This is a genomic window from Anaeromyxobacter sp., assembly GCA_016718565.1.
Taxonomy (GTDB): Bacteria; Myxococcota; Myxococcia; order Myxococcales; family Anaeromyxobacteraceae; genus JADKCZ01.
Genome location: JADKCZ010000018.1, coordinates 621,535 through 635,610, shown reverse-complemented (window position 1 = coordinate 635,610; position 14,076 = coordinate 621,535). Strand labels below are relative to the sequence as shown.

Annotated in this window: 9 protein-coding genes; 3 read left to right on the top strand and 6 right to left on the bottom strand. The window is 76.4% G+C overall.

Annotated elements, in window-relative coordinates:
- Window positions 1-25: 25 nt before the first annotated feature.
- Both rsgA and IPO09_21810 read left to right on the top strand, forming a co-directional pair.
- The gene (rsgA, locus tag IPO09_21815; GenBank protein MBK9519908.1) at window positions 26-1,069 is read left to right on the top strand and encodes a ribosome small subunit-dependent GTPase A; all 1,044 of its coding nucleotides are present in this window, start codon (window positions 26-28) and stop codon (window positions 1,067-1,069) included.
- Between the two features lie 111 nt (window positions 1,070-1,180).
- Window positions 1,181-2,302 carry an HDOD domain-containing protein gene (locus tag IPO09_21810; protein MBK9519907.1) on the top strand — a complete coding sequence of 374 codons (1,122 nt, stop codon included), beginning with the start codon at window positions 1,181-1,183 and terminating at the stop codon, window positions 2,300-2,302.
- Window positions 2,303-2,374: 72 nt separating this feature from the next.
- On the opposite strand, the gene IPO09_21805 is transcribed toward IPO09_21810, so the two are convergent.
- Window positions 2,375-3,151, bottom strand: a complete 777-nt coding sequence (locus tag IPO09_21805; GenBank protein MBK9519906.1) for a nuclease — start codon at window positions 3,149-3,151, stop codon at window positions 2,375-2,377.
- A 119-nt stretch (window positions 3,152-3,270) separates the two neighbouring features.
- Between IPO09_21805 and IPO09_21800 the strand changes: the two genes are divergently transcribed.
- Window positions 3,271-4,842 carry a GAF domain-containing protein gene (locus IPO09_21800; protein ID MBK9519905.1) on the top strand — a complete coding sequence of 524 codons (1,572 nt, stop codon included), beginning with the start codon at window positions 3,271-3,273 and terminating at the stop codon, window positions 4,840-4,842.
- Here IPO09_21800 and IPO09_21795 read toward each other — a convergent pair.
- The 5 genes from IPO09_21795 to IPO09_21775 are packed head-to-tail and all read right to left on the bottom strand — an operon-like array spanning window position 4,829 to window position 14,074.
- Window positions 4,829-6,586: a class II glutamine amidotransferase gene (locus tag IPO09_21795; GenBank protein MBK9519904.1), complete on the bottom strand. Its 1,758-nt coding sequence runs from the start codon at window positions 6,584-6,586 to the stop codon at window positions 4,829-4,831. The two genes, IPO09_21800 and IPO09_21795, sit on opposite strands and share 14 nt — an antisense overlap.
- Before the next feature lie 12 nt (window positions 6,587-6,598).
- Complete coding sequence (locus IPO09_21790) at window positions 6,599-7,573, bottom strand: alpha-E domain-containing protein (GenBank protein MBK9519903.1); 975 nt, start codon at window positions 7,571-7,573, stop codon at window positions 6,599-6,601.
- The gene (locus tag IPO09_21785; protein MBK9519902.1) at window positions 7,570-9,033 is read right to left on the bottom strand and encodes a circularly permuted type 2 ATP-grasp protein; all 1,464 of its coding nucleotides are present in this window, start codon (window positions 9,031-9,033) and stop codon (window positions 7,570-7,572) included. Before IPO09_21785 ends, IPO09_21790 begins: the two co-directional genes overlap by 4 nt.
- On the bottom strand, window positions 9,030-10,790 hold the full coding sequence (locus IPO09_21780; GenBank protein MBK9519901.1) for a transglutaminase family protein: 1,761 nt from the start codon (window positions 10,788-10,790) through the stop codon (window positions 9,030-9,032). Before IPO09_21780 ends, IPO09_21785 begins: the two co-directional genes overlap by 4 nt.
- Window positions 10,791-10,792: 2 nt before the next feature.
- Window positions 10,793-14,074 (bottom strand): transglutaminase family protein, encoded by a 3,282-nt coding sequence (locus IPO09_21775; protein MBK9519900.1) that lies wholly within the window; start codon window positions 14,072-14,074, stop codon window positions 10,793-10,795.
- Window positions 14,075-14,076 lie beyond the last annotated feature (2 nt).

Genomic DNA, 14,076 nt, shown 5'->3' with positions numbered 1-14,076 from the left:
GCCGAACGGGTAGTTCTTCACGCCGATGACGACGCTCGCCGCCCTGGGCTACGGCCCGTTCTTCTCCCAGCAGCTCGACCCGTCCCTCGATCCCGCGCTGGCGCCAGCCCGGGTGCTGGCCGATCTCGGCGTGCGCCTGCTCCTCGGGCTGGAGGGCGAGGAGCGGCTGGCCCACCTGCCGGTCTCCCTGCGCGGGCAGGCGGCGGTGGGCGACTGGGTGCTGTGCCAGGCGCTCGGCCCGGGCGAGGCGGTGCTGCGGCGGGTCCTCTCGCGGCGCTCGGCCCTGTCCCGCCAGGCGGCCGGCGACGCCACCGCCCAGCAGGTGCTGGCCGCCAACGTGGACCGGGTGCTGGTGGTGCAGGGGCTCGACGGACCGGTCAACCCCCGCCGCCTGGAGCGGACCCTGGCGGCGGTGCGGGCGTCGGGGGCGGCCCCGGCGGTGCTGCTCACCAAGGCGGACCGCTGCCCGGACCTGGCCGAGGCGCTGGCCGAGGCCGAGGCGGCCGCCCCGGGCGTGCCGGTGCTGGCGGTGGCGGCCAAGCGCGGCGAGGGGCTGGAGGCGGTGGTGGCGCTGCTGGAGCCCGGCGCCACCACCGCCCTGCTCGGCCCCTCGGGCGCCGGCAAGTCCACCCTGGTGAACGCCCTGCTGGGCGACGAGGTGGCGGCGGTGGGCGAGCTGCTGGCCGACGGCCGCGGCCGCCACACCACCACCCACCGGCGGCTCTGGCGGCTGCCCGGCGGCGGGCTGCTGGTGGATGGGCCGGGGCTGCGCGAGCTGCAGCTGTGGGGCGGCGAGGGGGTGGCGGCGGCCTTCGGCGACGTGGCGGCGCTGGCGGCCGGCTGCCGCTTCGCCGACTGCGCCCACGCCGAGGAGCCGGGCTGCGCCGTGGTGGCGGCGGTGGAGGCCGGCACCCTCGACGAGCTGCGCTTCGAGAGCTACCACAAGCTGGCGCGCGAGGCGGCGGCGCTGGCGGCGCGCCACGACACCGCGGCCCGGCAGGCGGCCACCCGCGAGACCAAGGTGCGCCACCGGGCGCTGCGCGACTTCCAGCGCCGGCGCGGGCGGTAGGCCCGGGCGGCGGGGCAGGCCGCAGCACCCGGCCGGAGGTGCCGGGCGGACGCCGCGTGGAATGGCCCGCCGCCGGCTGGCCGGGCCCGGCCCGCGTGGTATGGATCCCCGGTGTTCGACTGGCTGAAGAAGCTCGCCGGCAGGCGGCCCCCCGCGCCGGATCCCCTGGCCCTGACGCCGGCCGAGGAGGCCGCCGGGGCCGCCGCGCAGGAGGCCTACCAGGCCGAGCTGGACGGCGAGGCGCCGCCCCTGCCCGACACGCCCGACGCCCCCGCGGCGGCCTGGGCCCTGGCCATGGAGGTGGCGCCGGAGGCGCTGGCCGGCGGCCAGCCCCGCTACACGCCCGAGGAGGAGTTCATCTCCGAGGCGGTGCTCGACCACTTCGACACCCACCGGCCCGGCCCGGCCTCCTTCCCGTCCATCGCGCTGCAGGTGATGGACCTGGCGCGCGACCCGGAGGTGGACCTGCGCCGCCTGGCCGGGCTCATCGAGCTGGACGCCGCCCTCTCGGCCGGCGTCATGGTGCTGGCCAACTCGATCATCTTCCGCGGGGTGGACCCCATCCAGACGCCGGGCGACGCCATCCGGCGGCTCGGCACCGCCGAGGTGGCCCGCCTGGTCACGGCGCTCTCCACCCGCTCGCTCTTCCAGCCGCAGGTGAAGGCCGAGTTCGAGACCTTCGGGCCGGCCTGGAACCAGCTCTTCTACCACTCGGCGGTGGTGGCCCGGACCGCCTCCAACCTGGCCACGCTGCGCCAGCTGCCGGGGGCGGAGCGGGCCTTCGTGGGCGGCATGCTGCACGACGTGGGCAAGGCCATCGCGCTGCGCTCGCTGGCCGCCCTGGCGCTGGACGGGCAGGTGACCGTGGCCTCGCCGGCCTCGCTGGCCCGCATCCTCCACAAGGTGCACGTCGAGGTGGGGCGCGAGGTGCACCGGGAGTGGAAGCTGCCGGACCACCTGGCGGCCCTGGCCACCCACCACCACGACGCCACCCTGCCGCCCGCCCCGGAGCTGCCGGCGCTGCACCTGGTGCGGCTGGTGTCGGCGCTGCACCTGCTGGAGGACGGGCCGGCGCTGTTCCCCGGCGCGCCGGCCGAGGCCCTCGACAGCGCGCGGGCCCTGGGGCTCGGGCCGGCCCGGGTCCAGGCGCTGCGGGTGGAGCTCACCGAGAACGGCGAGTGGGTCAAGCTGCTCTTCGGCGAGGAGTCCGGCGGACCGGCCGCGGCCCGCTGAGCGCCGGCGGGGGCGCCCGGCCCGCCGCCGGGGCGACCGGACGGCGGGGCGTCCCAGGCGCGGCGCGGTCCCTCACTCCGGCCGCGGCGGCCCCAGGCAGGCGGGGCGTCCGCGGTAGCGCCGCTCGAACGGCACGTAGGTGAGGCAGCTCTGGCGAGTCCCCTCGCCCAGGCAGACCTCCTGGCAGGTGCGGTAGGCCTCCCGGTGGGCCCGCTTGCGGGTCTGGCCGGTGCGGGTGTCCACCACCCGGTCGTAGGCGCCCTGTCCGCCCGCCCCGCGCTCCGCGGTGGAGTGGAGGCTGGTGAGGATCTCCGGGGGCACGCCGCCGGCCCACAGCCCGGCCCGCGCGGCCTGGGCCTGGCGCTGGGCCTCGAGCAGCGCCGGGTCGGCCGGCCCGCCCACCGCGAAGACCATGGCCTGGCCGGCGCGCAGCAGCGCCGCCGCCGCGTCGGGGCAGGCCACCAGCGCCCGGCCGTAGCCGTCCCGCTCGCCGGTGGTCCGGCAGGTCCAGCGGCCGGCGGCCACCAGCGCGGTGGCGCCCCGGGCCAGGTCGTAGAGCGCCTCGGGCCCCAGGGCGCCGACGCGGTGCACCGGGCCGAAGGCCTCCAGCGTGTTGTAGCCGAGCAGCCGGGTGGAGAAGCCGCGCAGCGGGCCCGAGTCCACCTGGAAGGAGTCGCCGTCGGTCCAGCGCACCCGGGTCTCCTGGCCGTCGAGCAGCACGCTGGCCGGGTGCCCCTTCTTCCTCCGGGCGGCCTGGGCCGGCCCTGGCGCCAGGCAGCCGAGGGTCAGGGCGAGCGCGGCCGCGAGGGCGGCGGGGCGGGCGAGGCGGCTGCGGCTCCGTGAGGTCATGTCCCGCATTCTAGATACGGAACGGACGCGCCGCCCCCACCAAGCGGGCTGACGCGCCGGTACCACGTCGTGGTAGCCACGACCACGTGTCCCGACGCGCGCGCACATCCGGGCCCTCGGTGGCCCTCGTCCAGCTCGAGCGGCTGGGGCGGCTGCAGGAGCTGACCGCCGCCCTGTCGGCCGCGGTGACCCCCGAGGAGGTGGCGCGGGCCATCTTCCTCGAGGGGCTGGGCGCGGTGGGCGCGCAGGCCGGGACCATCTACTGGGAGAACGAGCCAGGCGTGCTCGAGCTGGTGCACGCCACCGGCCTGGACCAGGCCGAGCTGGCGGCCCTGCGCGAGCTGCAGCGCCGCCAGCCGCTGCCGGCCGCGGAGGCCTGGCGCGACGGCGTGCCCGTCTGGCTGGAGGACCAGGCGGCCATGATCGCCCGCTACCCGGGGCTGGAGGCCGGCATCCGGCAGATCGGCGACCAGGCCTGGGTGGGGCTGCCGCTGGCGGTGAGCCGGCCCCGCGGGGCGCTGGGCCTGCGCTTCTCCGCGCCGCGCGCCTTCGATCGCGACGAGCGCGCCTTCGTGGTGGCGGTCTCCCGGCTGTGCGCCCAGGCGCTGGAGCGGGCCAGCCTGTTCGCCACCCAGCAGGCCCAGGCCCGCCGCATCGGCGCCTTGCAGGAGACCACCGCGGCGCTCTCGGCGGCGCTGGTGCCGCGCGAGGTGGCGGCGGTGGTCTTCCGGTCGCTGCTGGGCCTGGGCGCCACCAGCGGCGCGCTGTTCCTCGCCTCGGCCGACGGCCAGCACCTCGAGCTCCTCTTCGGCCACGGCCTCGATCCCGCGCTGGAGGCCACGCTGGCCCGGCGCTCCCTGGAGGTCGCCTCGCCGTCCACCGACGCGGCCCGCCGCGCCCGCCCCATCTGGCTGGAGACCCCGGAGGCCTTCGCCGTGGCCTACCCGGAGCTGGAGTCCCACCGGGCCCGCCGGGGCGATGGGGCGGTGGTGGCGGTGCCGCTGGTGGCCCAGGGGCGGACCCTGGGCTGCCTCTCCTTCGCCTTCGCCCAGGGCACCCGCCTGGCGTCGGAGGACCGGCTGCTGGCCATGGCGCTGGCGCAGCAGACCGCCCAGGCGCTGGAGCGGGCCCGGCTCTTCGAGGCGCAGGACCGGCTCAACCGCCGCATGGCCTCGATGCACGCCGCGGCGGCGGCGCTCTCCGGCGCCGTGACCAGCGGCGACGTGGCCGCGGCGGCGGCCCGGGCGCTGGAGGTGATCGGGGCCAGCGTGGTGGAGCTGCACGCGCTCGACGGGGCCGAGCGGGTGCGGCGGGTGGCCTCCAGCGGCCACGCCTGCGGCGGCGGGCCCGAGGTGACGGCGCCCCTCTCGGTGGACGCCCACCACCCGGTGGCCGAGGTGGCCCGCACCGGCAAGGCCCTCTGGCTGGAGGACGGCCAGGCCTTCGACGCCCGCTGGCCGCTCCTCACCGAGCAGCGCCGCCTGGCCGGCATCGGCGCCTGCGCGCTGGTGCCGCTGCTGGTGGGTGGCCGCACCCTGGGCGTGCTGCTGGTGGCCTTCGCCCAGGCACGTCCCCTGCCGGCCGAGGACCGCGGCTACGTGCGGCTGGTGGCGCTGCCGTGCGCCGCGGCGCTGGAGCGGGCCGGGTGGCGCGACCCGCCGCCGCCCAGGCCTGCGCTCACGGTGTCGTGAGGCTGGGCTCCACCCGCACGTCCACCTCGAGGGTCTCGCCGGCCCCGCCCACGTAGATGGTGCCGGAGGTGGGGGTGGCGTCGCGCCAGGAGCGGCCCACCGCCACCCGCACGTGGTTGGTCTGGGTGACCACCCCGTTGGTCGGGTCGAAGCCGCGCCAGCCCACCTCGGGCAGGTAGACCTGCGCCCAGGCGTGGCTGGCCTCGCCCATGGCCGCGTTGGCGTGCTTGGGGCCGGTGTAGAGGTAGCCGCAGACGTAGCGCGCCGGGACCGAGAGCAGCCGCGCCAGGCAGATGAAGAGGTTGGTGAAGTCCTGGCAGACGCCCTGGCGGTTGACGTAGGTCTCGAAGGGCGTGGTCAGCAGGGTGGTGGCGCCGGGCACGTAGTGGTACTCGCGGTGGATGGAGGCGTTGAGGTCGAGCAGCGTCTCCAGCAGGTCGTAGTCGTTCCGCTTCACGAAGCTCATGGCGTACTCGATGAGCTCGTGCAGCTCGCTCTCCGGCAGCTCCTCCGGCAGCAGGTACGGCCCCAGCACCTGGCGCTGCCAGGGCATCCAGACCAGCGGGATGCTGGTGCGGGCCCGGAGCGGCCGGTACGACAGCGGGTCGCAGTCCAGCACCTCGACGGTGGAGCGGGCCTCCACCACCATCTCGTCGAAGGGGGTCTCCACCACCAGGCGCCGGGTCGGGTTGCCGAAGACGTCCTCGTAGCTGCGCCAGTTGCCGCCCACCGAGATGGCCAGGTGGCTGGAGATCAGCGTCTGCAGCTGGTCGTGCAGCGGCTGCAGCCGGAAGAGGTGCATCGACCGCTCCACCGGCTTCTCGTACCGGTAGGTGGTGCGGTGGGTGATGTCGTAGCGGCGCACCGGGGCCCGCCCCGGCCGGATCATCTGGGGCGCCTGGACGAAGTCGGGCGCCAGTGGCAGCTGCAGGCCGGGGCCGCCGGCGGCGCGCCGCACGTCCCGGATGGCCCCCTGGCGCACCGTCAGCAGCGTGCCGGGCGGCAGGCGGCGCCACTGGCCGCTCGACTCGCCCTCCACCAGGAGCGGCTCGGAGGAGACCAGCACCCCCTTGCGGCTCTTGGGGCCGCGCGAGGTGAGGTCCACCACCAGGTCCTGGTCGGTGAGCCGCAGCAGCGAGTAGGGCGGCAGCACCTCGCGCACGTAGACGCCGCGCGCCTCGGGGTCCCGGTCGGCGTAGACCAGCAGGTCGTGGCCGTCGGTCAGCACCGAGGTGAGCGTGCCGAGCTCGTTGAGGGAGGAGAACCAGCCCAGCAGGACCTCGGGGTCGGCCTCGCCGATGGAGGCCCAGCCGCGCTCGGCCAGGCGCCCCAGCAGCTCGCACAGCACCGCCTCGGTGTCGGTGGAGCCGATGGGCTCGAAGGGCTGGTGGGGGCGCGAGAGCGGGCGCTCGCGCAGGCTGCCGGAGTGGGCGAAGAGCCAGTCGCGGCGCCCCCAGGCCCGGGAGAAGGGCTGGGTGTTGGCGTCGGTGGGCGCGCCCCAGGTGGCGGTGCGGATGTGGATGACGAAGAGCGACGACTCCAGGTGCTCCCAGGCCCGGATCAGCTCGGAGCGGATGGAGCCCACCGGCGGGGCCGGCTCCTTGAGCACGGTGGCGGAGGGCTCGCCGCCCGGGTAGTAGCCGATGCCCCACCCGTCGGGCAGGGTCCGGCCGGGCTGCAGGCAGCGCAGGTCGAAGGAGGGCGCGAGCTCGCCCTCGAAGGACATGGCGAAGAGGTTGGGCATTGACCGGGGAATCTACCCCGGAGCGGCCGCGGCCGCATCCGGCGCGGCGTACCCGAACAGCTCCTTGCCGATGTCCACCGTGATGGCGTGGGTCTCGTCCACCACATGGGTCAGCAGCTCGTGCAGCTCGGCGGCGTCCACGTGGGCCCCGGCCTCGTCCACCACCCAGGACTCCAGGGCCCGCAGGCGCGACAGGCTCTGGCCGCGCAGGTCGGCGTCGGCGGCCCGCACCCGCGCCAGCCGCTTGGCGGCCAGGTGGAGGCAGTGGTTCACCGAGCGTGGGAAGCGGGCGTCCAGCACCAGGAAGCGGGCCACCGCCCCGGGCGAGGCCTTGCCCTGGAAGCGCTTCATGAACGGCTCGAAGCCCGAGCAGGCGCGCAGCAGCGCCAGCCAGAGGGCCACCTCCACCACCTGGTGGGCCGCCATGCGCGACAGGGCGTGGTGGTGGACGTCGAGGATGCGGGCGGTCTGGCCGGCCCGCTCCAGGTAGACGCCCAGCATGATGAAGTCGAAGGCGTCGTCGTGCAGCATGGTGCCGTGCACCACCCCCAGGCACATCTGGGCCGCCTGGCGGACGTGCCGGTAGAAGCCGTGCCGGTCGTCCCGGTAGACCTGGCGCCCCGGGCCGGACATGTAGAGGTGCAGCTCGTTGACCGCCTCCCAGGTCTCCAGGCTGACCTGGTCGCGGATGGAGCGGGCGTTCTCGCGGGCGGCCGCCACCGAGCGGACCAGCGAGCCGAGGTTCTCCTCCTGCCAGGTGAGGTGGTGCTGCACCAGCTCCCCGTCGGCGAAGGCGGCGTCGCCGTGCAGGGCGCGGAAGGCCTCCTCCTCGCCGGAGACGATGACGGCCGGCTGCCAGGCCTGGCGCGGCTCGAGCTCCCCGTCGAGCGCCAGGTTGCGGGTCACCAGGCAGACGCGGGCGGAGGACTCGGCCCGCTCCAGGTAGCGGCCCAGCCAGAACAGGTGGTCGGCGACGCGGCTGATCACGGGCTCACCCCCTTCAGCACCCAGGTGTCCTTGGAGCCGCCGCCCTGGGAGGAGTTGACGACGTAGGACCCCTCGCGCAGGGCCACCCGGGTCAGGCCGCCCGGCAGCACCCAGGGGCCGTCGGCCCCCGAGACCACGTAGGGGCGCAGGTCCACCCGGCGGGCCCCCACCGTGCCGGAGGCCGCGTCCCAGGTCGGGCAGGCCGACAGCTCGATGCGCTGCTGGGCGATGTAGCGGCGCGGCTCGGCCTGGATGCGCCGGCGGAACTCCTCGCGCTCGGCCTGGCTGGCCTGCGGTCCCATCAGCATGCCGTAGCCCCCCGCCTCGTCGACCGCCTTCACCACCAGCTGGTCGAGCCGCTCCAGCACCCAGGCCTGATCGTCCGGGCGCACGCACAGCTTGGTGGGGACCTGCTCCAGCAGCGGCTCCTCCCCCAGGTAGAAGCGCACCATGTCCGGCACCAGGGCGCAGACCGCCTTGTCGTCGGCCACCCCGTTGCCGGGCGCGTTGGCGATGGCCACCTTGCCCGCGGCCCAGGCCCGGATGAGCCCGCGCACGCCCAGCATGGAGTCGGGGCGGAAGAAGTCCGGGTCCAGGAAGGCGTCGTCGGTGCGCCGGTAGATGACGTGCACGCGCCGCGGGCCGCGGGTGGTCTTGAGGAAGACCTCGTCGCCGTCGACGTACAGGTCGGGCGCCTGCACCAGCTCCAGCCCCATGGTGCGGGCCAGGAAGCTGTGCTCGAAGTAGGCCGAGTTGAAGGGGCCGGGCGTCATCACCACCGCCAGGGCGTGGTCCGAGTCCACCGGGGCCACCGAGCGGAGCGCCGCCGCCAGCTTGGACGGGTACTGGTCGACGCGGTGCACCCGGGCCCGGTCCAGCGCCTCGGGGATGATGCGCTTGGAGAGCAGCCGGTTCTCCAGCACGTAGGAGACGCCGGAGGGGCAGCGGATGTTGTCCTCCAGGACGCGCCAGGTGCCGGCCGGGTCCCGGATCAGGTCGATGCCGCCCACGTGGATCCGCACCCCGCCGGGCGGGCGGACCCCGCGCAGCTTGGGCTCGTAGCCCTTGGCCCCCAGCACCAGCTCGGCCGGGACGGCCTTCTCGGTCAGGATGCGCTGGGCGCCGTAGACGTCGTCGATGAAGGCCTCCAGCGCCAGCACCCGCTGCACCAGGCCGCGCTCCAGCCGGGTCCACTCCGCGCCCGAGACCAGCCGCGGCACCAGGCAGAAGGGGAAGATCTTCTCGGTGCCGCGATCGTCCGAGTAGACGCTGAAGGTGACGCCCTGGTCGAGCAGCGCCTTCTCGGCCAGCCCCTGGGCGCGGGCGAACTCGGGGCGGCGGCGGGTGGCCAGCGCCGCGGCGGCGCGGCGGAACTCGGCGCGCACCTCGCCGGGGGCGGCGAAGAGCTCGTCCCAGGCGCCCGGGATGGGCTGGTACCCCTCGAACAGCTCGTCGGTCACGGTGAGGCTCCTTCCTTGGCCCGGGCCGCGGTGGTCCGCAGCACGTCGAGCCGGCGCAGGTCCAGGGTGACGCCGCTGATGGCCGGGGGCCAGAGCAGCGAGAGCGGGCCGGGCTGGCCCACCCGCACCCGCTCGCGGCGGCGCCGGCGCGCCTCGGCGGCGTCGGCCGGCAGGCCGGGGTAGCTGCCGCCGCCCGGCAGCCAGCCGTGCAGCTCCACCGAGTGGCGGTGCCCCTCCCGCTCCCAGGTGAGCACCAGCGGATCGAGCGCCGGCAGGCCGGGGTGCAGCCCGGGGCGCGGCGCGTAGGCGCGGAAGCGCAGGGCGGCCACGTGGCGCCGACCGCCGGCGGTGGCGTGGAGCGGCACCTCCCAGCCGGCCGCGCCCAGGCGGCCCGGGCCCTGGCCCTGCGGGTGGCTCACCGCCACCTCCACCCGCTCGCAGCTGGCGTCCACCAGCCGCGCCGAGGCCCGCTCCTGCGAGGCCACGTCGCCGAGGAGCGGCCAGAACTCGGCGGCGGGGGTGACGGTGAGGGTGGCGGCGCCCAGCCGGAGCTCGCCCAGCGGCTCGGGCCGCTCCAGCAGCAGGCCGGAGAGGGCCGGCCCCAGCCCCAGGCCGCAGGCGGCCAGGTCGGCCAGCACCAGCCGCAGGTCCTGCTCCATGAAGGTGGGCAGGGCCAGCTGGTCGTGCAGCGCGCCGCCCCAGTCGGCCAGCGGCTCGTCGTAGGGCGCGGCGCACAGGCGCGCCGCCAGCCCGCGGAAGAGCGCCGCCACCGCGGTGAGCCGGCGCGCCGAGGCCGGCATGCGCAGCGAGCGGAGCTCCACCAGCCCCAGCTTGCCGCGCCCCGGCAGCCAGGGGTTCCAGAGCTTCTCGATGTTGAGCTCGGAGCGGTGGCTGTTGCCGGAGGCGTCCACCAGCAGCGGGGCCAGCGACTCCCACAGCTCCTGGGGGGTGACGTGCCCGCCGCGCGCCTCCAGCCGGTCCACCGCCACCTGCAGCTCCTCCCAGCGCTCCCGCACCCCCTCGTCCGGCCTCGGCCCCTGGCTGGCCGAGCCGACGCAGTCGCCGGCGAAGGCGTAGGAGAGGCTGGGGTGGTTGGAGAGGTAGCGCACCAGCCGCGGCAGGAGGCGCGGGTGGCGCAGGAAGGGGCTCTCGTCGGGCGTCGGGCCGCCCAGGGTGAGCTGGCCACCGCCCCCGGAGTCGGAGGCCCGCCCGTTGTAGCGGAAGCGCACCGGCGAGAGCCCCGCCTCCTCGGCGGCCGCGTAGATGGCCTCGGCGTCCCGGTGGAAGGTGCGCAGGTCCTTGGCGGGCGCGGTGTTGACCTCCACCACCGCCGGGTCGGGCGTCACGGTGAGGAGCGCCTCGCCGGGGGCCAGCGCCGGCACGGGCAGCGGCTCGCCGTCCAGGGTGGGGACCGACCCGCCGAGCTGGCCCGCGCCGCCGCCGAAGTCGCGCCGCGCCACGGCCGGCTGGTCGCGCCGGAACAGGGCCCCCAGGGCGAAGCGTGGCGCGGCCTCGCCGGGGAACTGCCGCCCCTGCAGCCGGAGCAGCCGCGCCCCCGGGGAGAGGCGCGGCGCCAGGGCCAGCAGCAGCGCCTGGGCCCGCTCCAGCTTGTCGCCCCCCTCGGCGTCGGCCAGCCACCAGGCCTCCTGGGAGCGGCGGTCGGTGAAGGTGGGCTCGGCGCCGACCCAGATCTCGAGCCCGCGGGCGCGCACCACCGCGTCCTGGTCGGCCAGCTCGGCGAGGAGGGTCTCGTCCACGCTCAGGGCCCGTCGGTCTCGGCGGGGTCTTCCGGCTCCGGCATGGGCCGGTCGCCGGGGTGGAGGCGCAGGTCGAGGGAGTAGGGCGTCTCGGCGTGGCGCTCGGCCGGCGCCGCCGCCACCGGCCAGGGGCTGGCCCCCTCCAGCGTGAAGCGCTGGGCGCGGCGCGCCGAGGCCTCGAAGCGGGTCAAGGGCGGGGTCAGGTAGGCGCGCCCCTCCGGGTGCCAGACGTGGTAGCGGCAGGCGCCCAGCGAGCGGCGGCCCCAGGTGTCGAGCAGCTCGAAGGTGAGCGGGTGGTGGATGCCGAGGTGCGGGTGGAGCGCGTGGGCCGGGGCCCAGGCGCGGAAGCGGACCCCGCCCACCTGCTCGCCGGCCGTGCCGGTGGGGCGCATGGGCAGGTCGATGCCGTTCACCAGCACGCGGTGGCGGTCCGGCTGCAGGCCGTCGACGCGGACCTCGACCCGCTCCAGCGAGGAGTCCACGTAGCGCGAGGTGCCGCCGCCGGACGGCTCCTCCCCGAGCACGTTCCAGGGCTCGAGGGCGTTGCGCACCTCCAGCACCAGGCCGTCCACCTCGAGGTGGCCGGCCACCGGGCAGCGCAGCTCCACGAAGGCCCGGTAGGGCTCGGGCGGCAGCCCCACGCCGCGCTCCTCCAGGAAGGCCAGCACCTCCTGGAAGTCCTTCCAGAGGAAGTGCGGCAGCATGAAGCGGTCGTGCAGCGCGGCGCCCCAGCGGACCAGCGGCCGCCGGTAGGGCCCCCGGGCGAAGGCGGCCACCAGCGAGCGCACCAGCAGCGCCTGGGCCGCCGCCAGCCGGGGGTGCGGCGGCATCTCGAAGGCGCGGAACTCCACCACGCCCTGCCGGCCGTGCGGGGTGCGCCAGTCCCACAGCTTGTCGATGGAGAGCTCGGCGCGGTGGGTGTTGCCGGTCAGGTCGGTGAGCAGGTTGCGGAAGAGCAGGTCGCCCAGCCAGGGGTCGGGCGCCTCGGCCGCGAAGACCCCGGCCAGGGCGATCTCCAGCTCGGAGAGGGTCTCCAGCCGCGCCTCGTCGACCCGCGGCGCCTGCGAGGTGGGGCCCACGAAGAGGCCGCTGAAGAGGAACGAGAGCGAGGGGTGGTGCTGGGTGAAGGTGATCAGGCTGGCCAGCAGGTCGGGCCGGCGCACCAGCGGGCTCTGCAGCGGGGTCGGCCCGCCCACCGTGACGTGGTGGCCGCCGCCGGAGCCGGCCAGGCGGCCGTCCAGCAGCCACTTCTCGGAGTGCAGCCCGGCGTGCAGGCCGGCCTCGAAGACGGTGTCGAGGATGGCGGCGTGGGCCCGGCCGCTGGTCTGCGGCGGCAGGTTCACCTCCAGCACGCCGGGATCCGGCGTGACCGCCAGGCGCGACAGCAGCGGCGAGGAGGGCGGCGGGTAGCCCTCCAGCTGCGCCTCGATGCCGGTGGCGCGGCGCGCCTCGTCCACCGCCTTCACCAGCGCCAGGAACTCCTCGACGGTGGCGGTGGGCGGCAGGAAGACGAAGAGGGTGCCGTCGCGGCGCTCCACGCAGAGCGTGGTGCGGATGGGGGCCGGCGCGGCGCGGGCGGCGGCCAGCAGCTGCCTGGCCTGGGCCTCCTCCTCCTCGGCGCGGCGCGGGTCGGGGCGCGGCAGGGCCGGCTCCACCGGCAGGACCTCGACCGGTCCGCCCAGCGCGGCCAGCGGGAGGCGCAGCCCCATGGGGCTGTCACCCGGGACCAGGAAGAGGTGATCGCGCCTGAGCTTCCAGCGCTCGGTGCGCCAGCCCCCGCCGCTGGCGCTGTGGGCCAGCGGCAGGGCGTAGCCCACCGGCTGGGTGGGGTCGGCGCCCAGCTGGCGCGCCAGGCGGCGCCGCTCCTCGGGGTCGGAGAGCTTGGCCTTGAGCGGATCGACGTCCACCGGCAGCCCGGCCTCCTCCTGGATGAGCCGCCAGGGGTCCTCGAAGGCCGCGGTGGGGGACTGCGACGGCAGGCCGAGGGCGGTGGCCACCGCGCCGGCGAAGGTGCGGGCGGTGGAGAGCGAGACCGGCCCGGCGGGCAGGGCCAGGTCCTCCCAGACCGGCAGGCCGTCGGCGCGCCCGATGAGCTCCAGGGCCCAGCGGGGCAGGCTCTCGCCGGGGTACCACTTGCCGGGGCGGGCCAGCACCGCGGAGCCGGGCAGCAGGCGCGTCCGGAGCTCGGCCGCCAGCCGCAGGCCGGCGGCCCACTTGGTGGTGCCCAGCGCCTCGCCATTCCACTCGGGCAGGTCGGCGTGCTCCCGCGAGTTCAGGGTGGGCTCGCCGCCGCTGGTCAGCGAGAGGCCGGCGGCGGCCAGCGCCGCGTCGGCCCGGTCGGCGCCGGCCAGCAGGGCGCCCCAGGCCGCCTCCGGGAAGGGCGCGGTGGGGCGGACCTCGTGGCCGAGCCGGCCCACCTTGAGCGAGAAGGAGACCTCGACGGCCGGCTGGTCGCTGGTGCCCTCCAGCGGCGCCGCCAGGGCCGGGTGCGCCACCGAGGCCAGCGGGATGTGCCCCTCGCCGGCGAAGAGGCCGCTGGTGGGGTCGAGGCCGATCCAGCCGCCGCCCGGCAGGTAGACCTCGCACCAGGCGTGCAGGTCGGCCACGTCCCGGCTGACGCCCTTCGGCTCGTCGGGCAGCATGCCCTCGTCGGCCAGCTGGAGCAGGTAGCCGGAGGCGAAGCGGGCCGCCAGGCCGCGGGCGCGGAAGAGCGCGATGAGCAGCACCGCCTGGTCGCGGCAGCTGCCGCGACCCTGCGCCAGCGTCTCCTCGGGCGTCCAGAGCCCGGCCTCCTCGCGGATGACGTAGCGCACGGCCTGGTTGACCAGCTGGTTCAGCGCCACCACGTAATCCACCGTGGGCCCGCCCGCCGGCGCCCGCTGCAGCAGCTCCTCGAACCGGGGGCCGGTGGCGTAGGCCGGATCGGCGCGGTCCAGGAACGGGGCCAGGTCGTGGCGCAGCTCGGCCGGGTAGGTGAAGGGGACCTGCTCGCAGCGGTCGTCGAGGAAGAAGTCGAACGGGTTGACCGGGCGGATGTCCACGGCCAGCTCGACCAGCACCTCGAGCGCCGCCAGGCGCGTCCCCTTGCGGAAGGACAGGTGGGCCACGTGGTTCCCGAATGGGTCCTGCTGCCAGCGGACCGAGGCGGACTCCGGGACCTTGAGCGAGTAGTGCTCGACCCGGGCGCGAACATGGGAGGCCGGACGGAGGCGGATCTGGTGCGGCCCGAGCGCGGCGGGCACCGGGTACCGGTAGACGCTCTGGTGCTGGAGGAGGATCCGCAGGG

Coding starts and splice junctions, on each gene's coding strand:
- IPO09_21805 (MBK9519906.1), bottom strand. CDS start 3,151: ATGACCTCACGGAGCCGCAGCCGCCTCGCCCGCCCCGCCGCCCTCGCG.
- rsgA (MBK9519908.1), top strand. CDS start 26: ATGACGACGCTCGCCGCCCTGGGCTACGGCCCGTTCTTCTCCCAGCAG.
- IPO09_21795 (MBK9519904.1), bottom strand. CDS start 6,586: ATGCCCAACCTCTTCGCCATGTCCTTCGAGGGCGAGCTCGCGCCCTCC.